Genomic DNA, 18,944 nt, shown 5'->3' with positions numbered 1-18,944 from the left:
CACCATGGAAACCAGTGAGATTCGCCGGCGGTTCCTGAGCTACTTCGAGGACCGGGGCCACACGGTCGTGCCGAGCGCGCCGCTGCCCTCGCCGGACCCGAACCTGTTGTTCAACGTCGCCGGGATGGCGCAGTTCGTGCCGTACTTCGTCGGCCAGCAGACCCCGCCGTACCCGCGCGCCACCAGCGTGCAGAAGTGCGTCCGGACCCTCGACATCGAGGAGGTCGGCAAGACCACCCGGCACGGCACGTTCTTCCAGATGAACGGCAACTTCTCCTTCGGTGACTACTTCAAGGAGCAGGCCGTCCAGTACGCCTGGGAGCTGGTCACCAAGCCGCAGAGCGAAGGCGGCTACGGCTTCGACGAGTCGGTGCTGTACGCCTCGGTGTACTACGAGGACGACGAGGCGATCGACATCTGGAAGCGGGTCGCCGGGCTGCCCGACGACCGGATCGTCCGGCTCGGGATGAAGGACAACTTCTGGTCGATGGGCATCCCGGGTCCGTGCGGCCCGTGCTCGGAGATCCTGATCGACCGCGGCCCGGAGTTCGGCGCCGACCGGGACTGGGAGGCGGGCGACCGCTACCTGGAGTTCTGGAACCTGGTCTTCATGCAGAACATCCGCGGTGAGGGTGGCGGCAAGGAGGGCTACCCGATCCTCGGCGAGCTGCCGAAGAAGAACATCGACACCGGCCTCGGCCTCGAGCGCGTCGCGTACCTGCTGCAGGGCGTCGACAACATGTACGAGATCGACGAGATCTACCCGGTGATCGAGAAGGCGTCGGAACTGAGCCGCCGTAAGTACGGCGCCGACCACGTCGACGACGTCCGCTTCCGGGTGATCGCGGACCACGTCCGCAGTGCGCTGATGCTGATCGGCGACGGCGTCACGCCGGGCAACGAGCGCGGCGGTTACGTACTGCGCCGCCTGCTGCGCCGGGCGGTCCGCTCGATGCGCCTGCTCGGCTACGAGGACCCCAGCCTGGTGGAACTGCTGCCGACCAGCCTGGAGCAGATGAAGAAGTCGTACCCCGAGCTGGAGGCCGACTTCGGCCGGATCAGCCAGGTCGCGTACGCCGAGGAGGAGGCGTTCCGCCGTACCCTCACGGCCGGTACGAGTGTCTTCGACCTGGCCGTGAAGTCGGTGAAGTCCGAGAGCGGCGCCACCCTCGCCGGGGCGCAGGCGTTCCAGCTGCACGACACCTACGGCTTCCCGATCGACCTGACCGTCGAGATGGCCGCCGAGCAGGGTCTGCAGGTGGACACCGAGGGCTTCAAGACGCTGATGACCGAGCAGCGCGAGCGGGCCAAGGCGGACGCGCGGGCGAAGAAGGCCGGTCACGCGGACACCTCGGGCTACCGCGAGCTGCGCGAGAGCGGCGCCACCGAGTTCACCGGGTACCAGGAGCTCACCACCGACTCCCAGGTCCGCGGCGTCCTGCGGGACGGCGTGGTGACGCAGGCCGCCGAGCCGGGTGACACCGTCGAGGTCGTGCTGGAGAAGACCCCGTTCTATGCGGAGTCGGGTGGCCAGATCGCCGACGAGGGCCTGATCGTGGCCGACGGCGTCAAGCTCCAGGTGCTCGACGTGCAGCGTCCGGTCAAGGGCCTGATCGTGCACCGGGTGAAGGTGCTCGAAGGTGTCGTCCAGCCCGGGCTCGACGTGCACGCGCAGGTCGACCACGAGTGGCGGGTCTCGGCCTGCCAGGCGCACTCCGGCACGCACGTCGTGCACGCGGCCCTGCGCCAGGTGCTCGGCCCGAACGCGCTGCAGAGCGGCTCGTACAACAAGCCCGGCTACCTGCGGCTCGACTTCGCCTGGTCGTCGGCACTGGACTCGGCCACTCGCAGCGAGATCGAGGAGGTCGCGAACCTCGCCGTCCGCCAGGACCTGCCGGTCTCCGCGCAGTACATGTCGCTGCCCGAGGCCCGGGAGTGGGGTGCGCTGGCGCTGTTCGGCGAGACCTACGACGAAGAGGTGCGCGTCGTGGAGATCGGTGGCCCCTGGTCGCGCGAGCTCTGCGGTGGCACGCACGTCAAGCACTCCTCGCAGGTCGGCGCGCTGACCGTGACGAGCGAGTCGTCCGTCGGTGCGGGCGTTCGACGCCTCGAGGCGTTCGTCGGCATGGACGCGCTGCACTACCTGGGCAAGGAGCGGGCGCTGGTCCGACTGCTCTCGGAGTCGCTGAAGACCCGGCCGGAGGAGCTGCCCGCGAAGGTGGCCGACCTGTCCGAGCGGCTGCGGATCGCCGAGAAGGAACTGGAGAAGGTCCGGGCCGGCCAGGTGCTGGCCGCGGCCGCCGAACTGGCGCAGAACCCGAAGGACGTCTTCGGGGTCGCGTACGTCGGCCACCGGGCTCCCGACGGCGTGAACGGCGGGGACCTGCGCAAGCTGGCCCTCGACGTCCGTGGCCGGATGCCGGCCGACCGGCCGGCGGTGGTCTCCGTGCTCAGCGTGAACGACGGCAAGCCCGCCGTGGTGGTCGCTCTGAACGACACCGCGCGCGAGTGGGGCCTCAAGGCCGGTGACCTGGTCCGGATCGCCGCCGAACAGCTCGGCGGTCGTGGCGGCGGCAAGGACGACGTCGCGCAGGGTGGCGGTACGGACGCGACCGGTGTGGACAAGGCGCTGGCCGCGGTCGAGCACTCCGTCGGCCAGTCGGTCACCGGCTGACCGTGAGACCGCAGTCGACCTGGCGCCGGGGTAGGGCACACCGGGTGTGCCCGCCCGGCGCCGCTGCGCGACCCGACGGCGGAGCACACTAGTGCGCCGGGGTGTTCGGCTCGCGCTCGATATCGGCGACGCCAGGATCGGCGTCGCGACCAGTGACCCGCACGGGATTCTCGCCACACCGGTCGAGACGGTGCGCCGTGGACCCGGGGATCTTGACCGGATCGCTAGTCTCGTAGCCGAGCTAGACGCGTTCGAGCTCGTGATCGGCCTGCCCCGATCGTTGTCCGGCGGTGAGGGACCGGCCGCGGTCCGGATCCGCGAGACGGCTGAGCAGGTGCGGTTGCTGGTGCACAAGGTGAACCCGGAGGCGACGGTGCGGATGGTGGACGAGCGGTTCACCACGGTCACGGCCGAGCGGATGCTCCGGGACCGGGGGAAGAAGGGTTCCAAGCGGCGGGCCGTGGTCGACCAGGCCGCGGCGGTCGTGATCCTGCAACACGCGCTCGACTTCGAGCGTGAGACCGGCAACCCGCCCGGGAGGCCCCTGTGAACGGAACATCGGTGAACGAAGACCGTGAGGACCTGGACGACCATCTCGGCCTGCGTCCGGAGAGCCGCACCGAGCGCCGGGCGAACCGGCGCAAGGCCCGGGCGCGGCGTGGTTTCGGGTGCTTCGCGGGGCTGGTCTCGCTGCTGGTCGTCGGCGCGCTGATCGGCGGTCTGGTGGTCGGTTACGGCAAGGGCCGCGACGCACTGGAGCGGATGTTCGCCGCACCGGACTACGAGGGCACCGGCACCACCGCGGTGACGGTCGAGATCACCCAGGGCCAGAGCGCCCAGGCGATCGCCGACACGCTGGAGAAGAAGGGCGTGGTCAAGAGCGCCAAGGCGTTCGAGCGGGTTGCCCGCGACGATCCCCGGTCCCGCCAGATCCAGGCCGCGACGTACACGCTGAAGAAGGAGATGTCGGCACAGGCCGCGCTGGACCTGCTGCTGAACCCGGCCAAGTCCGTGCTGGTCACCCGGATCAGCATCCCGCCGGGCCGGACGAAGGCCGAGGTGGTCGCGCTGCTGCAGAAGTCCAAGACCGCGAAGTTGCCGGCCGGCGCCGCCGCGGCCGCGATGGCCAACGGGCAGAACCTCAAGCTGCCGTCGTACGCGAACAACAACGCGGAGGGCTTCCTCTATCCGGGCACGTACGACATCCCGAAGAACGCCAACGCGACCACCATCCTGCGGCTGCTGACGGCGCAGTACGCGAAGACCTCGGCCGAGCTGCAGTTGCCGCAGACCGCGCAGCGCAAGAAGCTCGACCCGTACCAGGCGGTGATCGTGGCCAGCATCATCGGCGCCGAGACGAACCGCCCGGAGGACTACGCGAAGGTCGCCCGGGTGATCTACAACCGCCTGCAGATCGGCAAGAAGCTGCAGATGGACTCGACCGTGCACTATGTGACCGGCCGGGACGGCAAGGTCTTCACCACCGACGAGCAGCGCCAGAAGGACTCGGCCTACAACACCTACATGTACTCCGGGCTGCCACCGACGCCGATCAACTCGCCCAGCAAGGAGACCCTGCAGGCGGCGCTGAACCCGGCGAAGGGGAGCTGGCTGTACTTCACCCTGGTCAACCTCGACACCGGCGAGACCCAGTTCGCCAGCACGGGTGACGAGCACCAGGCGAACGTGAAGAAGCTGCAGGCCTGGTGCGCGTCCCACACCGGCCGGTGCTGATGACCCGTTGTGCCGTGCTCGGGCAGCCGATCGCGCACTCGCTGTCCCCGGCGATGCACCGGGCCGCGTACGCCGAGCTCGGGCTGGACTGGCGGTACGACGCGTACGAGGTCGGCGAGGACGAGCTCCGCGGATTCCTGAGCACGCTCGGCGACGAGGTACGCGGGTTGTCCCTGACGATGCCGCTGAAGCGGGTCGCGCTGGACCTGGTGGACACGGTGGACCCGGTCGCGGAGCTGATCGGCGCGGCGAACACGATGCTGTTCGAGCCGGACGGATCGCGCTCGGCCCACAACACCGACGTACCGGGGTTGGTGGCGGCGTTCGCGGAGCGCGGGATCACCGGCGCGGACACGGCCGTAGTACTGGGTGGTGGGGCGACGGCGGCGTCGACGCTGGCTGCCCTGCGGGGGTTGAAGGTCAGCGAGGTCACCCTCGTCGTCCGGGACCTCGGCAAGGTCGAGCGGCTCCGGGACCTGGCGGCGGAGCTGGGACTGAAGACGTCGGTCACGGATTTCGGCCAGGTCGAGCAGATCGGCGGGTTCGACCTGTGCGTCTCGACGTTGCCGGGTGGCGCCGTCGATCCGTGGGCGGCGCACTTCGCGCAGGTGGCGCCGGTCGTCTTCGACGTCGCGTACCACCCGTGGCCGACCCAGCTCGCGATCGCGGCGCACCGGATCGGTACAGAGCTGTTGAACGGCCTTGATCTACTCGTGCATCAGGCGACTCTCCAGGTGGAGATGATGACCGGTAGGTCGCCCGCGCCCTTGGCGGCCATGAGAGCCGCAGCGCGTGAGGAGCTCGATGAGCGTGAGCCAGGTTGATCGCCGTACCTTCCTGAGGGCAGGCGGCGCTGTCGCCGCCATCGCTCTCACCGGCCGCTCCGTCAGCACCTAATACGGCGCCACCTACACGCGGCTCCAGTCGATCAAGAAGAAGTACGACCCCACCAACTTTTTCCGCACTGCGTACACCCTTCCCTGATTAGCCTTCCGCCATGAAGTTGTGGCGGTTGGTCGCGGGGGTGCTGGCGTTCGTTGCCGTGGGCGCGGGAGTTTCGCCCGCGTGGGCGTGCGCGTGTGGCGGGTATCTGTCGGACGCCGGGTCGCGGGCGCGGGCCTTCGGGGAGAACGCGCTGGTGCGGTTCGACGGCACGCAGGAAGAGATCGTGCTGTCGATGTCGATCCAGGGGCAGTCGAAGAAGGCGGCCTGGATCATGCCGGTACCGGCCGCCGCGAAGGTGGAGCTCGGCGACCGCGACCTGTTCTACCGGCTGGAGTCGATCACCCGTCCCAAGGTGGTGATCCGCAAGACCTACTGGCCGTTCCGGGATCTGGGGATCATGGGCAGCGGCCGGGGCGACTCCGCCGGCGCCGCGCCGGGTTCGGCCGTCAACGTGCACCAGCAGATGGTGCTCGGCCCGTTCCAGGTCGCGCGGCTCGGTGGGACCAGCGCGACCGCCGTGACGGACTGGCTCAGCAGGAACGGGTACGTCGTACCGGCCGGGCTGGCGACCAACCTCACGCCGTACATCACCGAGAACTGGGAGATCGTCGCGGTCAAGCTGGCACCCGGGCGCGAGGGCGGTTCGATGAGCGGGTCGACCCCGCCGTTGCGGTTGAGCTTCCCGTCGACGCGCATCGTCTACCCGATGCGGTTGAGCAAGGGCGCGACCACCGACCAGACGGTGACCGTGTACGTCGCCGCGCCGTACCGGGTGGACACGACCAAGCTGCCGGACCCGGCGATCAAGCCGGAACTCCTGTACGCCGGGCGGACGGAGGGCGAGTCGTATCCGCAACTTGCCGCGCCGACGTCGTTCCTGACGGCGTACACGGTGTCGTACACCGAGCCCGGCCGGATCACCGACGACTTCGTCTTCGCCAAGGCCGCCACGGACGCGGAGTACCAACGGGTCACGTACGTCACCCGCAACGACGGGTTGCTGAGCACGATCGGGGTGATCTTCGGGATCCTGCTGCTGGTCGGTGCCGGCGCCGCGGTGATAGCCCGGATCCTGGTGCGCCGGTCCGCTTCCTGAGCTATCCACAGGGCGCGGTTGCCGGACCGGCGGGCGGCCGTCGGATCGTCTAGGCTCCTGCATCGTGCCGGCTGATCACGCGTTGCTCGCCGCGAGCGCCGGTGTGGTGCTCTGCGGCCCTGCGGCGTACCTGCTCGGCCCGTGGCTGTTACGCCGGATCCCCGAGCCGATCCTGGAGGAGGGGGAGACCAAACCCCTGTACGCCGAGCTGGCCGGGCAGCGGGCGGCGTACTGGTGCGGGGCGACCGCCGCGGTCGCGGGCGGGCTGCTCGGCTGGTCGCTGGGGAACTCGCCGGCGCTTGTGGCGTGGCTGATCCTTGCTGTGGTTGGTTCCGTGCTCGGTTACATCGACACCCGGACGAGGTACCTGCCGTCGGCGATCATCTGGCCGTCGTACCTGGTGGTCGGGCTGGCGCTGGTGGCCGGCTCGGCGGTGTCGGGGGAGTGGGGATCACTCCGGCGGGCGGCGATCGCGGGGGTGATCGGGTTCGGGGTGTTCTACGTGCTCTGGTACGTGTTCCCGCGCGGGGTGGGGTTCGGCGACGTACGGCTGTCCGGGTTGCTCAGCATGGCGCTCGGCTGGCTCGGCTGGGGTGAGCTCGTCACCGGTCTGTACGGCGGGTTCTTCCTCGGCGCGGTGATCGGGATCGTGCTCACGCTGGCGAAGGTGTTCAAGCGCAGACAGCTGTTCCCGTTCGGTCCGTTCATGCTGGTCGGTGCACTGGTCGGCGTACTGGTCGGTGGTCCGCTCGAACGCCTCTACCTGGGCTAGTGTCCCGTGAGGGCCGAGACTCCAGCGGATCAAGGCGACCTGGGACCCGCGTAATCTGTTCCGGCACAAGCTTTCGATCGAGCCGGCCTGACGGCTGACCTGAACCGGCCGGGGCGCCGGGCCTGATCCTCGGGGGACGGGCCGGACGCCCCGGCCCGCCTGTCAGTGACGTACTTCCAAGCCGATGGCGTCGCGGAGTTTCTGGGTGGCTTCCTGGAGTGCTGGGTCGGTGCGGGTCTGTGAGTGCATCAGTTCGGCGAGTGCCTCGGCGATGACGTTGAGCTTCTCCTGGGCGGCTTCCTCGGTACGACGGGCGGCGTTCTCCAGCAGCACCAGCAGGAGCAGCGTGCCCGGGTAGTGCTGTGACCTCCCCGGGCTCACCAGCCGGGGTAGCGCTGGCGCCAGCCGGTCTCGGGGCCGTACTCGCCGTGCAGCCTTGGCTGCTGGGTGAACTCGAACACCAGGTCGTCGGCCAACTCGAGGATCACGCCGCGGCCTTCGACGGCGAACACGAGTTCCGGCGGCAACGCGGTCTCTCCGTGCAGCGCGCCGAGGATGTTGCCGCAGATCGCGCCGGTCGAGTCGCTGTCGCCCGAGTGCGTGACCGCGAGGGCCAGAGCGTCGAGGAACTGCTCGGGCTCGGGATACGCCAGAGCGCAGTACACACCGATGCCGAGCGCTTCCTCGGCGATCCAGCCGCCACCGAGTCGTTCCACCGTTGCCGGTCCCGGCTGGCTGTTGGCGGCCAACTCCCGCGCGGCGGCGAGCGCAGTACTGGTCTCTTCGTGGCCGGGTTTCTGCGCGAGTAGAGCTTGCGCGGAGTCGAGCGCCGAGTTGAGGTCAGCGCCTTGGCAGATGGCGTGGACGATCGCGGCCAGCGCACCGGAGGCGAGCTTGCCGGTCACGTTCCCATGTGTGTACCCCGCTGCCTGCGCCGCCGAGTCGAACGCCCACTCGGCACTGAACCACTTCGCCGGCAACAGCCCGAAAGGCGCCGCCCGCATCACCCCGCCACAGCCCTTGGAGTCGTTGACCGCCTGCCCGCCGAACTGCTGAATCCGGTCGCCGCCCTTGCGAGCCTCGGTCAACGCCGACAGACACGTGTTGCCGGGAGCGCGGCGTGCGTACAACCACTGCTCACCCTGCAACCACCCGTCGAGTGCCCCACTCGGCCCCGGCAACAACTGCGTGTCGAGCCACCGGTCGTAAGCGTGATGCACCACCGCCACCGTGAACCCAAGCCCTCGATCAGTCCGCACCCCCGCCCGGATCAGCCCCTCGACGGTGAACAAGGTCATCTGAGTGTCATCAGTCACCGTCCCCGCCGGCCACCCCGTGCCCCCGGCAACAAACCCCCGCAACCCCTCCGGATGAGCAGCAACAATCTCCTGCCCCTGCGAGAACTCGACCGGCCCCCCGAGCGCATCCCCGATCGCCCCACCCAACAAACAACCCCGAACCCTGGACCGATAAGCCTCATCATCCGCTCGCGTCACCCGCCGAGCGTACGACGCGGAGGAGCCACTCCGACGCCACCTCCTTCGTCGGCGGCGGCCGCCACCCCGGGTCGCGGCTCCTTCGTCGCTCGCTCGACAACTGCCGGGCGGCACGGGTGCCGGGTGCTCTGTGAGCCGAGGACAGCCATCGCCACGCGACCTCCTCCGTCGATAGCTCCCGCCACCCCAGGTCGCGGCTCCTCCGTCACTCGTTCAGCAAGGGTCAGACGAGACGTGTGTCGGGAGGAGGACGCTGTGCGCCCGCTGCACCAGCCGAGGTAAGCCCTCGCAGCCAGCGATGCACAATCGGGCAATCACGTCGGGCCTCGCCCGGCAACGACCCCAGGCGCCACCCGGCAAACACACCCAGACCCCGCCCGGCAACCTCCCCAAGCCTCTGCGTCCACCCGCGGCCAGGAGGCCCGGCTGGCGGACTACCCCCTTCTGCTGAGCGGCGACGGAGGAGCCGCGACCCCGAGGGTGGGCGGGCCTGGCAAACGCTGAGGACGGGCGAGCGGCGTACGCAACGACAGGTAGTACTGCGTTCTCCGCACGCCTTGACCGCCTCGGTGAGCGTGGAGGTTGATGTCGCGAGCGACCTCTTCCTGTCGGTCGGTACAGCCGTGCCGCAGCAGCAACTCGGGGGGACTTCTTGTCAGGTGAGCCGGCCGGCTGGCTTCCTCTGGTCAGGCGGACCGGCTGACTACCTCTGGTCAGGTGAGCCGGCCGGCTGACTACCTCTGGTCAGGCGGGCCGGCTGACTACCTCTGGTACGGCGGGCCGGCCGGCTGACCACCTCGCCGCGGTCTAGTAACCAATCCGGGCCTGTCCGTGAGCCTTCGCTCCGCTGCGACCACCTGGCACCCGCTGAGCGGCGACGGAGGAGCCGCGACCTCCTGGGGCGGGTGGGGCAGCGACGCAGGAGCGTTGAGCTGTTCTACCCGGAGCCAGCCAGAGCTCAGGCTTGCAGACCACCTCGTTTCCGTTGAGCGGCGACGGAGGGGCCGCGACCCGGGATGGGCCGGAACATGCCCACGGAGGAGCTGCGTGGGCATGTTGTCCACGGGGTGGGCGGGAGCGGCCGTCGTGGGAGCGCGTGGGAGGATTGCGGCATGCTGCGCTGGCTTACCGCCGGCGAGTCGCACGGACAAGCGCTCGTCGCCGTACTCGAAGGTCTTCCCGCAGGCGTCCTGGTCACCACGGATGATGTGGCCGACGCCCTGGCTCGTCGTCGTCTCGGTTATGGCCGGGGCGCGCGGATGAAGTTCGAGCGGGACGAGGTGACTTTCATCGGTGGGTTCCGGCACGGGGTGTCGCTCGGCAGCCCGGTCGCGATCCAGGTCGGGAACACCGAGTGGCCGAAGTGGGAGCAGGTGATGGCTGCCGATCCGGTCGACCCGGAGGTGCTGGCCGATCTCGCCCGCAACGCCCCGCTGACTCGCCCGCGCCCTGGTCACGCCGATCTCGCCGGGATGCAGAAGTACGGCTTCGACGAGGCCCGTCCGGTGCTGGAGCGCGCGAGCGCTCGGGAGACCGCGGCCCGGGTCGCGCTCGGTGAGGTCGCCGCGCGGTTCCTCAAGCAGGCGTACGGGATCACCATCGTCAGCCACGTGGTCGAGCTCGGCACGGTGAAGGCGCCGTACGGCGTGATTCCCTCGGCCACCGATGTCGCCAGGCTCGACGCGGACCCGGTGCGCTGCCTGGATCCGGACGCGAGCAAGCAGATGGTCGCCGAGATCGATCAGGCCCAGAAGGCGGGTGACACCCTAGGCGGTGTCGTCGAGGTTGTCGTGGACGGCCTCCCGCCGGGTCTCGGCAGCTACGTGCACTGGGATCGCCGGCTGGACTCCAAGCTCGCCGGTGCATTGATGGGCATCCAGGCGATCAAGGGCGTCGAACTCGGCGACGGCTTCGAGCTGGCCCGTACGCCGGGATCCCAGGCGCACGACGAGATCGTCGCCGAGGACGGAGAGGTACGCCGTACCAGCGGGCGCTCGGGTGGTACCGAGGGCGGCATGAGCACGGGGGAGACCCTGCGCGTGCGCGCCGCGATGAAGCCGATCGCGACGGTGCCGAGGGCGCTGCGCACGATCGACACGGTCACCGGCGAGGCGGCTTCGGCGCACCACCAGCGCTCCGACGTCTGCGCCGTACCGGCCGCGGGCATCGTCGCCGAGGCGATGGTGGCCCTGGTTCTGGCGGACGTGTCGATCGAGAAGTTCGGCGGGGACTCCGTCGGGGAGACCTCACGCAACCACAAGTCGTACCTGGCGAACCTGCCGTCGACGATCGCCGCACGCGAGTGGGCCCAGTGAGCCCGGTCGTCGTCCTGGTCGGACCGCCCGGTTCGGGCAAGTCGACCATCGCCGCGCTGCTGGCGACGCGGCTCGGCAGGACGCACCGCGACACCGACACCGACGTCGTGAACGAGGCGGGCAAGCCGATCTCGGACATCTTCGTCGACTCCGGCGAAGCCGCTTTCCGCGCACTCGAGCGGGCCGCGATCGTCGCCGCTTTGAAGGACGACGACGCGGTGCTGTCGCTCGGTGGTGGCGCCATCTTGGACCCCGAGACCAGGGCCGATCTGGCCGGACACAACGTCGTCTACCTGGACGTGTCCATCGGCGAGGCGGCCAAGCGGGTCGGCCTCGGAGTCGCCCGGCCGCTGCTGCTCGGCAACGTCCGCACCCAGCTGAAGAACCTGATGGACGCCCGCCGGCCCTTGTACGTCGAGGTCGCCAAGCTGACGGTGACCACCGACGGCCGGACGCCGGAGGAGATCGCCGACGAGATCGTGGAGCACCTCGGATGAGCACCGAATCCGGTACCAACGGCGTGGTGGACAAGACCCGCAGGATCAGGGTCGAGGCGGCGTCGCCGTACGACGTTGTCATCGGCAACAACCTGCTGGACGAGCTGCCTGCCCTGCTCGGTGATGACGTACGACGGGTCGCGGTGATCCACCCGCGGGCCCTTCGCACCAGCGGCGACGCCATCCGCGACGACCTGACCGCGGGCGGGTTCACCGCGCACGCGATCGAGATCCCGGACGCCGAGGAGGCCAAGTCCGCCGAGGTGCTGGCGTACTGCTGGTCCGTGCTCGGCCAGGCCGGCTTCACCCGGTCCGACGCGGTCGTCTCGGTCGGCGGTGGTACGACGACCGACCTCGCGGGGTTCGTCGCCGCGACCTGGCTGCGCGGTGTCCGGGTGGTCCACATCCCGACCACGTTGCTCGCCATGGTCGATGCGGCCGTGGGTGGCAAGACCGGCATCAACACAGCCGAGGGCAAGAACCTGGTAGGCGCGTTCTGGGAGCCGGCCGGAGTGCTGTGCGACCTGGCCGCGCTCGAAACCCTGCCCCGCAACGATTACGTGAGCGGTCTGGCCGAAGTCGTGAAGTGCGGGTTCATCGCGGACCCGGTGATCCTCGACCTGGTGGAGAAGGATCCGGCCGGCGCGTCCGTACCGGCGTACGAGCACACTGAGGAACTCATCGCCCGGGCGATCCAGGTGAAGGCCGACACGGTCGCCGCCGATCTGCACGAGCGGACGACGACAGTCGGCGGCCAGGTCGGGCGGGAAGCCCTGAACTACGGGCACACCCTGGGCCACGCGATCGAGCGGGTCGAGCGGTACAAGTGGCGCCACGGTGCCGCGATCAGCATCGGCATGGTGTTCGTCGCGGAACTCGCGCGTGCCGCGGGCAAGCTCGACGACGCCACGGCCGACCGGCACCGCGCAGTACTGGAGTCCCTCGGCCTGCCGACGTCCTACCGGGCCGACGCCTGGTCGCACCTGCAGGACGCGATGAAGCTGGACAAGAAGACCCGGGCCGACCGGTTGCGCTTCGTAGTACTGGATGGGTTGGCCAAGCCGACCATCCTCGAAGCGCCCGACCCGAGTCTTCTCGTCGCCGCCTACGCCGAGATCAGCTGAGGTTCAGCGCGGCTTGGTGCTCTCGGGCTGCAGCGAGATGACGGAGTACTTACCCTCGTTGGTCAGGGCGACGACATAACGCCCGGTCAGCGAGGCGCTGACCGGCTTGCCGGCCTTGTCCAGCAGCCGGGTCTCCAGCTGGACCTTGTCGCCGGCTACGAGCTTCGCCTCGGCCTGGGCCTGAACGTAGCCGAGGCCGTCGGTCACCTCGCTCGTGAACCACGGCGTCGGCTTGCCCTTCACGACGATCCGGCGCTGGACGGTGGCGGCCCCCGGGGGGGCAACGACCCACCGGCTCGTGGACAGCTTCGCCGGTTTGCGCCCGCTCAGGTCAGTGATCAGCCCGACGCCATCACCGGTACCGCCGAGGCCGTCCGGGTACTTGGTGCTGAAAGTCCCGAACTCGTAGTCGCGTTGCACGTGGCCGTGCGCGTCTTTCGTCGGCATCCGGCCGACGCAGGCGTAGATGCGGTCGCCTGACTTGACCGCGACGGTCCAGCGCGTGCTTCCGGGGGGCGGTCCGGCGACCTGTCCGGCGATCTGGGTCGCGTGCAGAATCTTGTCGACCTTCGCTCCGGCTCCGGGCCAGTTCAGAGGCGCCGTTCCGTAGGTCTGCCCGGGAATGTCCTTGGAACCGATCCACTTGGCGCACTCGGTCCCGAACGCCTTCGCCTGGGCGTCGGTGAGCTTGCCCCGGTCGATCGAAACGGTCTGCTCGGTCGGCTTGTTCGTCGGCGCCTTGCTCGCACCGACCGACTGCCCGGCCGCGCCCGGGTCGTCATGCTTCAGCAGCGACGGCACGGTGAGAGCGCCGGTGGCAACCACCGCGATCGACGCGGCGGCCGTAACCGGCAGCAGCCAGCTCCTCCGGCCACGCTTCTCGTCGGTCTCGGCCAGTAGGTGGTCAAGGATCGTGGTCTTGTTGGGGAGCGGTCGCTCCGCCGGGATCTGCTTGGTCATCCGAGCCCTTCCGTGGTGCCGAGATCGAGGAGGCCGGCCAGGCGCGTCCGCGCTCTGGACAGCCGGGATTTGACGGTGCCTTCCGGTACGCCGAGGGCTCTGGCCGCCTCGGCGATCGAGCACTCCGACCAGATGACGAGTTCGACGGCCTCGCGCTGCTTGGCCGGGATCCGGTCGAGCAGCCGGCGGATCTCGCTCATCGCGCGTTCGTCGTCGACCCGGTCGGCCGCCGCTCCCGAATGGTCGGGGACGGTGCCGCTGTGATCGATCAGCTCGACCCGGTCCGTCAACGCTGTCTGTCGCCGGGTGGACCGCAGGACGTTGCCGCACTCATATCCAGCCATCACCAGCAGCAGCGGCCGGGCGGTGGCGAGTGTCAGCCGGTCGATCCGGCCGGCGCGAGCGCGTCGCCAGAGCGCGACGAAGGTCGCCTGGACGACATCCTCGGCGCTCGCCCACGACGACGTCCGCCGGAAGGCGAAGTTGTAGACCGCGTCGCTGTGGCGATGGAACAGATCGGCCAGGGCCTGCTCGTCGGCGACCCGGAGTCGTTCCCACGCCTCCCGGTCATCGCTGAGCGTGGACCTGGGGCTCGCCGCCATCCGCCGCACTCCCATCGTTGCTGTTCTTGTGCTCATACCGGGGAGAGTCCGGCAGCCGCGGCGTGGGTTCCATCGGGCTCGAAGTCAGCCCAGTTCGTCCGGCAGCGGGCGGTGGTGCAGGACGTCGAGCCGGGAAACCGCTCTGGTCAGCACAACATAGAGACGGTTCAGGCCGCGGGTTTCGGCTTCGACGATCGCGGCCGGCTCGACGGCGATCACGTGGTCGTACTCGAGTCCCTTTGCGAGTCACCACTAGGGTGGACCTGTGACTGATGTGGCTGGTGGGCGTCGTGTACTGGTCCTGAACGGACCGAATCTCGGCCGGCTCGGATCGCGCGAGCCCGACGTGTACGGCGCGACGACGTTCGCGGATCTCGTCGCGGACTGCGAGAAGACCGGCGCCGAACTCGGCCTCCAGGTGGAGGTCCGGCAGACCGACGACGAGGCGGAACTGGTCGGCTGGTTGCACGAAGCCGCCGACACCAAGACCCCGGTGGTGCTGAACCCGGCTGCCTTCACCCATTACTCGTACGCCCTGCGCGACGCGTGCGCCCAACGCACCGCCCCGCTGATCGAGATCCACATCAGCAACCCCGCCGCCCGCGAGGAGTTCCGCCACACCAGCGTCGTGGCCGCCGTAGCCACCGGCACCATCGCCGGCTTCGGCCTGAACTCCTATCGCCTCGCCCTCCAAGCCCTCACCACCCTCCCGTAACCCTCGGTTGTTTCGTCTTAAGGCTGGCTGAAGGGTGGGCGGGGAGGATGGGTGCGTCGAATGGGGGTCCGGTGTGAGTACAGAGGTTCAGCGCTCTGGGGGAGTGGGGCTTATGACGCAGCAACGCGTGCCGGTGTGGGTGAAGGCTCTTGATCCGTTGTCGCGGTTCGGGTTGATGCATGCGTTGAGGCAGCGGCCGGAGATCCTGCTGATCAGCGACGCCGACCTGGCGGAGTTCCAGCAGGCACAGGCAGACCAGCGCACCGCCCCGCCGCTCGTCGCGCTCGTCGTCGTCGACTCGCTGGACACGACCGCGGTCCAGGTACTGCGATCGGCCGCGCAGCGCGGGTGTCGCCGGATCGTGCTGATCAGCAGCACGATCGACGACGACGCGCTGATGACCGCGGTCGAGTTCGGAGTCTCAGGAGTACTGCGCCGCGCGGACGCCACGGCCGACCGGATCGTGCACCTTCTGCAGTCGGCCGCCGCCGGCAACGGCAGCCTGCCACCGGATCTACTGGGCCGCCTGCTCGGCCAGGTGTCCCGGATGCAGCGCCAGGTCCTCGCGCCGCGCGGCCTGTCCCGCACCGGCCTGTCCGACCGCGAGACCCAGGTCCTGCGACTCGTTGCCGACGGCAAGGACACCCAGGAGATCGCCCGCGAGATGTCGTACTCCGAGCGCACCGTCAAGAACGTCCTCCACGACATCACCACCCGCCTCCAACTCAGGAACCGCTCTCACGCCGTCGCCTACGCCCTCCGCGAAGGCCTCATCTGACGCTCACCCACCTCCGTCTCACCACTCCCGAACCGCCCAGCCGGGCGGCCGCCGGCGCTCGACCCGCCGCGGCCGCTCCGCCGCGGCCGCTCCGCCGAGGGCGCACCTTGTGTGCGGCGTGAGTGTCAGGTCGGGGGTCTGAGTCGGGTCGGGATGGTGGTTTCGGGGGTGGGCCTGTACCGACCGACAGGTAGAACCGGGCGGATCGCCGAGGTTCCAGGCGTGGGGTGCATGCCGGGGTCGTGTCTGCGGCGACTACCACCTGTTGTTCGGTACACCAGCAGACCCCGACGGTGGGTTACGCGCCGGTGGGTGGTGTGGTTGTGCCGATTCGGGGGTTGGTGCCGGCCGTTGTGGCTCGTGGCGGGGTTCTCTGGATGGTTGTTCGCCAGCTGGCGGCTTGTAGGACGCCAGCCGGCGAACGACCCGTCAGCGGGCGGCCGACCACCGTCCCGGGGCCGAGGGCGGGCGGTGGCGGGGACCGCGGACACCCTGTGGGGGCCTGGGGCACGGTCGGGGGTAGTCCGAATGCCGTGATGTGCGTTTCAGGTTCTTTGGAGAACGGGGACGACGGCCGGCGGTACGGGTTCCTTCTTCTTCGTCTGGGCAACCACCAAGGCGGTCAGTACGACGAGGCCGCCGACTAGCTGGGCGGGGCTCAACCGCTGGTCGAGAGCGAGCCAGCCGAGGACGGTCGCGACCACCGGGCTGAGGAGTCCGAGGAACGTGACGTCTGTAGGGGAGAGTCCTCGGAGCCCGCGGAACCACAGGGCATAGGCGAGCGCGGACCCGATGATCGTCAGGTAGGTATAGCCGGCCAGGTTCGCGAAGGTCAGAGACGCGGGAAGCGCTCCCTCGACGATCCAGGCCACCGGCAGCAGGAGGATCCCACCCGCGACGAGTTGCCAGCCCGTGGTCGCCAGCAGGGGAGCCGGTGATGCCCAGCGCTTGCTGAGCACGACCCCGGTCGCCATCACGACGGCACCTCCGAGGGCGGCGACGACGCCCCACGCGTCGAGCCGCGCGTCGGCCCGGAGTACGAGGAGACTGACGCCGGCCACGCCTGCGATCGCGGCCAGCAGCTTCCGCGTGGACAGGCGCTCGGCGAGCAGGCCGGTCGACAGTACGGCGACCAGCAGGGGCTGCAGTGCGCCGACGGTCGCCGCGACCCCGCCCGGCAGCCGGTACGCCGCGACGAACAGCAGGGCGAAGAACACGCCGATGTTGAGCGCGCCGAGGACGAAGGCGCGCCACCACCAGCTCCCCTGCGGCAGCCGCCGGGTGATCGCGACGAGCAGCAGCCCGGCCGGGAGAGCGCGGATCACCGCGGCGAGGAGCGGACGGCCCGGAGGGAGCAGTTCCGTTGTGACCAGATACGTCGTTCCCCACAGCGACGGCGCGATGGCCGTGACCAGGATCAGGGTGAGTCGATTGCTTAGCACTAAGACAATATATCTCAGCGCTAAGCAATCTTTCAAGGTTTTAGCTCACCGCTAAGAGATCCACTACGCTGAACGGATGGCGGATCATGTCGACCTGGTGCTCGAACAGTGGGGCGAGCAGCGCCCCGACCTGGACGCGTCACCGATGGCGGTGCTGGGCCGGCTGAAACGGCTCGCGCTCCTGGTCGACGGCGAACTCCGGCGCAACTTCGCCGCCCACGACCTGGACTCGGCCTCGTTCGACGTGCTGGCGACACTGCGCCGCAGCAACGCGGAGCACAGCCTGACTCCGGCCGGTCTGATGCGATCGTCGATGGTCACCTCTGGCGCGATCACCCAGCGGCTGGACCGGCTCGAGTCCCGCGGTCTGGTCACCCGGAGCCGCAGTGAGACCGACGGCCGCGGCGTCGAGGTGAAGCTCACCCCGGCCGGCCTCGAGTTGATCGACGCCGTCCTGCCGACCCACGTGGCCACCGAGAACCGGCTGCTGGAAGCGCTGTCCGGGCCGGAGCGCGAAGCCCTTGCGGACACCCTGCGGACCTTGCTCGAATCCCTCGGCGACAAGACGGACTGACGGCATGACCGCGGCCGGCAACGACCCCCGGTACGCCGCGAGGTTGCGCTCGGCGCTCACCGATCTCCTGGTGACGCAGGGCGTGATCCGCGACGAGCGGGTCGAGGCGGCCTTCCGGGCGGTGCCACGGCACGTCTTCGTGCCGTTGGTGCCGCTGGAGAGCGCGTACACCGACGACGTGGTGCTGATGAAGCGCGACGAGGCCGGGGTCGCGATCAGTTCGGTGTCCCAGCCGACGGTGGTCGCGATGATGCTCGAGCAGGCGGACATCCGGCCGGGGCACCGGGTGCTGGAGATCGGTTCGGGCGGCTACAACGCCGCGCTGCTGAAGGAACTGGTCGGTCCGGACGGCTCGGTGACCACGATCGACATCGATCCGGACGTCGTCGACCGCGCGCGGGTGAGTCTCGCCGAGGCGGGATACCCGGAGGTCCGCGTGGTCTGGACCGATGGTGAGTTCGGGTCGCCGGAGAGCGCTCCCTATGACCGGATCGTGGTCACGGTGACAGCCTGGGACATCGCCCCGGCCTGGATCGACCAGCTCAGCGCGAACGGGCGGATCGTCGTACCGCTGCGGGTGCGGGGGCAGACGCGGTCGATCGCCTTCGACCTGGAGAACGGGTTCCTGCGGAGCCGGTCGATGACGTTGTGCGGATTCGTGAACATGCAGGGGGCCGGGGCGAACTTCGAGCGGGTGGTCCCCATCCATGGGGACAAGGTCGAGTTGAGCATCGACGAGGACCAGTCGATCGACGCGGCCGCGCTCGACGGAGTACTGCGGCAGCCGCGGGCGCGGGCCTGGTCGGCGGTGCTGATGAACCGCGAGGAGCCGGTGTCCGATCTCGATCTCTGGCTGGCGTCGACGCTGCCGGGGTACTGCGTGCTGACAGCCGGGCGGTCCGCGCGGAAGAAAGGGCTGGTGTCACCGACGCCGCGCTGGGGAGCCTCCGCGATCGTTGCCGGCGGCACCCTTGCTTACGTGACCTCGAGAGCGACCGCCGACCCGGACTTCGTGGAGCTCGGGGCGATCGGACACGGACCGGACGCGGCCGACCTGGTCGAGCGGCTGACCGCCCAGATCCAGTTCTGGCACCATCACCACCGCCACGGCCCCGAGCCCGTTCTCACCATCCACCCCGCGACAACCCCCACTGCCGAGCTCCCCGCCGGCCACCACATCCCCAACCGCCACACCCGAACAACCATCACCTGGCCCTGAC

Annotated in this window: 20 protein-coding genes and 2 pseudogenes; 16 read left to right on the top strand and 6 right to left on the bottom strand. The window is 69.5% G+C overall.

Features of this window, described 5'->3' with window-relative positions; translation table 11 throughout:
* The first annotated feature begins 4 nt into the window (after positions 1-4).
* The 9 genes and pseudogenes from alaS to EV644_RS47735 form a co-directional block, all read left to right on the top strand.
* Positions 5-2,674: an alanine--tRNA ligase gene (gene alaS, locus EV644_RS14405; RefSeq protein WP_132188751.1), complete on the top strand. Its 2,670-nt coding sequence runs from the start codon at positions 5-7 to the stop codon at positions 2,672-2,674.
* A gap of 91 nt (positions 2,675-2,765) precedes the next feature.
* Positions 2,766-3,224 carry a Holliday junction resolvase RuvX gene (ruvX, locus tag EV644_RS14400; RefSeq protein ID WP_132188750.1) on the top strand — a complete coding sequence of 153 codons (459 nt, stop codon included), beginning with the start codon at positions 2,766-2,768 and terminating at the stop codon, positions 3,222-3,224.
* Between the two features lie 11 nt (positions 3,225-3,235).
* Positions 3,236-4,408 carry an endolytic transglycosylase MltG gene (gene mltG, locus EV644_RS14395; protein ID WP_241998143.1) on the top strand — a complete coding sequence of 391 codons (1,173 nt, stop codon included), beginning with the start codon at positions 3,236-3,238 and terminating at the stop codon, positions 4,406-4,408.
* A complete protein-coding gene (locus EV644_RS14390) occupies positions 4,381-5,232 on the top strand; it encodes a shikimate dehydrogenase (RefSeq protein ID WP_241998141.1) in 852 nt (283 codons plus the stop codon). The genes mltG and EV644_RS14390 overlap by 28 nt, the downstream gene beginning before the upstream one ends.
* The gene (locus EV644_RS47740) at positions 5,213-5,305 is read left to right on the top strand and encodes a twin-arginine translocation signal domain-containing protein (protein WP_132188748.1); all 93 of its coding nucleotides are present in this window, start codon (positions 5,213-5,215) and stop codon (positions 5,303-5,305) included. The genes EV644_RS14390 and EV644_RS47740 overlap by 20 nt, the downstream gene beginning before the upstream one ends.
* A 9-nt stretch (positions 5,306-5,314) precedes the next feature.
* Positions 5,315-5,392, top strand: a pseudogene (locus tag EV644_RS47505) (BBE domain-containing protein); the annotation flags it as partial.
* 13 nt (positions 5,393-5,405) lie between these two features.
* Entirely contained in the window at positions 5,406-6,449 is a 1,044-nt protein-coding gene (locus EV644_RS14380; RefSeq protein WP_132188747.1) for a DUF2330 domain-containing protein, read from the top strand.
* A gap of 64 nt (positions 6,450-6,513) precedes the next feature.
* Complete coding sequence (locus tag EV644_RS14375) at positions 6,514-7,221, top strand: prepilin peptidase (protein ID WP_132188746.1); 708 nt, start codon at positions 6,514-6,516, stop codon at positions 7,219-7,221.
* Between the two features lie 22 nt (positions 7,222-7,243).
* Positions 7,244-7,312: pseudogene (locus tag EV644_RS47735) on the top strand (BBE domain-containing protein); the annotation flags it as partial.
* A 71-nt stretch (positions 7,313-7,383) separates the two neighbouring features.
* Here EV644_RS47735 and EV644_RS14365 read toward each other — a convergent pair.
* Positions 7,384-7,602, bottom strand: a complete 219-nt coding sequence (locus EV644_RS14365) for a hypothetical protein (RefSeq protein ID WP_199239809.1) — start codon at positions 7,600-7,602, stop codon at positions 7,384-7,386.
* Entirely contained in the window at positions 7,599-8,717 is a 1,119-nt protein-coding gene (locus EV644_RS14360) for an ADP-ribosylglycohydrolase family protein (RefSeq protein ID WP_132188745.1), read from the bottom strand. The genes EV644_RS14365 and EV644_RS14360 overlap by 4 nt, the downstream gene beginning before the upstream one ends.
* A 1,112-nt stretch (positions 8,718-9,829) precedes the next feature.
* Between EV644_RS14360 and aroC the strand changes: the two genes are divergently transcribed.
* The 3 genes from aroC to aroB are packed head-to-tail and all read left to right on the top strand — an operon-like array spanning position 9,830 to position 12,653.
* A complete protein-coding gene (gene aroC / locus EV644_RS14355) occupies positions 9,830-11,032 on the top strand; it encodes a chorismate synthase (RefSeq protein WP_132188744.1) in 1,203 nt (400 codons plus the stop codon).
* Positions 11,029-11,529, top strand: coding sequence for a shikimate kinase (locus EV644_RS14350; RefSeq protein ID WP_132188743.1), 501 nt, complete (start codon positions 11,029-11,031; stop codon positions 11,527-11,529). The genes aroC and EV644_RS14350 overlap by 4 nt, the downstream gene beginning before the upstream one ends.
* On the top strand, positions 11,526-12,653 hold the full coding sequence (gene aroB / locus EV644_RS14345; RefSeq protein WP_199239808.1) for a 3-dehydroquinate synthase: 1,128 nt from the start codon (positions 11,526-11,528) through the stop codon (positions 12,651-12,653). The genes EV644_RS14350 and aroB overlap by 4 nt, the downstream gene beginning before the upstream one ends.
* A gap of 3 nt (positions 12,654-12,656) precedes the next feature.
* Here the strand turns inward: aroB and EV644_RS14340 are convergent, their stop codons facing one another.
* The 3 genes from EV644_RS14340 to EV644_RS47150 are packed head-to-tail and all read right to left on the bottom strand — an operon-like array spanning position 12,657 to position 14,434.
* On the bottom strand, positions 12,657-13,613 hold the full coding sequence (locus EV644_RS14340; RefSeq protein WP_132188742.1) for a hypothetical protein: 957 nt from the start codon (positions 13,611-13,613) through the stop codon (positions 12,657-12,659).
* The gene (locus tag EV644_RS14335; RefSeq protein ID WP_241998139.1) at positions 13,610-14,251 is read right to left on the bottom strand and encodes an RNA polymerase sigma factor; all 642 of its coding nucleotides are present in this window, start codon (positions 14,249-14,251) and stop codon (positions 13,610-13,612) included. The genes EV644_RS14340 and EV644_RS14335 overlap by 4 nt, the downstream gene beginning before the upstream one ends.
* A gap of 48 nt (positions 14,252-14,299) precedes the next feature.
* Positions 14,300-14,434, bottom strand: coding sequence for a hypothetical protein (locus tag EV644_RS47150; RefSeq protein WP_255511302.1), 135 nt, complete (start codon positions 14,432-14,434; stop codon positions 14,300-14,302).
* 55 nt (positions 14,435-14,489) lie between these two features.
* Here EV644_RS47150 and aroQ point away from each other — a divergent pair, with 55 nt between their 5' ends.
* Entirely contained in the window at positions 14,490-14,930 is a 441-nt protein-coding gene (gene aroQ, locus EV644_RS14325; protein WP_132188936.1) for a type II 3-dehydroquinate dehydratase, read from the top strand.
* 112 nt (positions 14,931-15,042) lie between these two features.
* On the top strand, positions 15,043-15,708 hold the full coding sequence (locus EV644_RS14320; RefSeq protein ID WP_132188741.1) for a response regulator transcription factor: 666 nt from the start codon (positions 15,043-15,045) through the stop codon (positions 15,706-15,708).
* Between the two features lie 545 nt (positions 15,709-16,253).
* Here the strand turns inward: EV644_RS14320 and EV644_RS14315 are convergent.
* Positions 16,254-17,150, bottom strand: coding sequence for an EamA family transporter (locus EV644_RS14315; RefSeq protein ID WP_132188740.1), 897 nt, complete (start codon positions 17,148-17,150; stop codon positions 16,254-16,256).
* 76 nt (positions 17,151-17,226) lie between these two features.
* Here EV644_RS14315 and EV644_RS14310 point away from each other — a divergent pair, with 76 nt between their 5' ends.
* Positions 17,227-17,724, top strand: a complete 498-nt coding sequence (locus EV644_RS14310; protein WP_132188739.1) for a MarR family winged helix-turn-helix transcriptional regulator — start codon at positions 17,227-17,229, stop codon at positions 17,722-17,724.
* Between the two features lie 4 nt (positions 17,725-17,728).
* Positions 17,729-18,943: a methyltransferase, FxLD system gene (gene fxlM / locus EV644_RS14305; protein ID WP_132188738.1), complete on the top strand. Its 1,215-nt coding sequence runs from the start codon at positions 17,729-17,731 to the stop codon at positions 18,941-18,943.
* Position 18,944: the final 1 nt, after the last annotated feature.

The sequence above is a fragment of the Kribbella orskensis genome, assembly GCF_004342085.1.
GTDB classification, from domain to species: domain Bacteria; phylum Actinomycetota; class Actinomycetes; order Propionibacteriales; family Kribbellaceae; genus Kribbella; species Kribbella orskensis.
The sequence above is the reverse complement of the archived record's forward strand: the minus strand, read 5'-3'. Positions and strand labels throughout refer to the sequence as shown.

Coding starts and splice junctions, on each gene's coding strand:
- EV644_RS14335 (WP_241998139.1), bottom strand. CDS start 14,251: ATGAGCACAAGAACAGCAACGATGGGAGTGCGGCGGATGGCGGCGAGC.
- EV644_RS14310 (WP_132188739.1), top strand. CDS start 17,227: ATGGCGGATCATGTCGACCTGGTGCTCGAACAGTGGGGCGAGCAGCGC.
- alaS (WP_132188751.1), top strand. CDS start 5: ATGGAAACCAGTGAGATTCGCCGGCGGTTCCTGAGCTACTTCGAGGAC.
- EV644_RS14340 (WP_132188742.1), bottom strand. CDS start 13,613: ATGACCAAGCAGATCCCGGCGGAGCGACCGCTCCCCAACAAGACCACG.
- EV644_RS14380 (WP_132188747.1), top strand. CDS start 5,406: ATGAAGTTGTGGCGGTTGGTCGCGGGGGTGCTGGCGTTCGTTGCCGTG.
- EV644_RS14320 (WP_132188741.1), top strand. CDS start 15,043: ATGACGCAGCAACGCGTGCCGGTGTGGGTGAAGGCTCTTGATCCGTTG.
- fxlM (WP_132188738.1), top strand. CDS start 17,729: ATGACCGCGGCCGGCAACGACCCCCGGTACGCCGCGAGGTTGCGCTCG.
- aroB (WP_199239808.1), top strand. CDS start 11,526: ATGAGCACCGAATCCGGTACCAACGGCGTGGTGGACAAGACCCGCAGG.
- EV644_RS47740 (WP_132188748.1), top strand. CDS start 5,213: ATGAGCGTGAGCCAGGTTGATCGCCGTACCTTCCTGAGGGCAGGCGGC.
- aroC (WP_132188744.1), top strand. CDS start 9,830: ATGCTGCGCTGGCTTACCGCCGGCGAGTCGCACGGACAAGCGCTCGTC.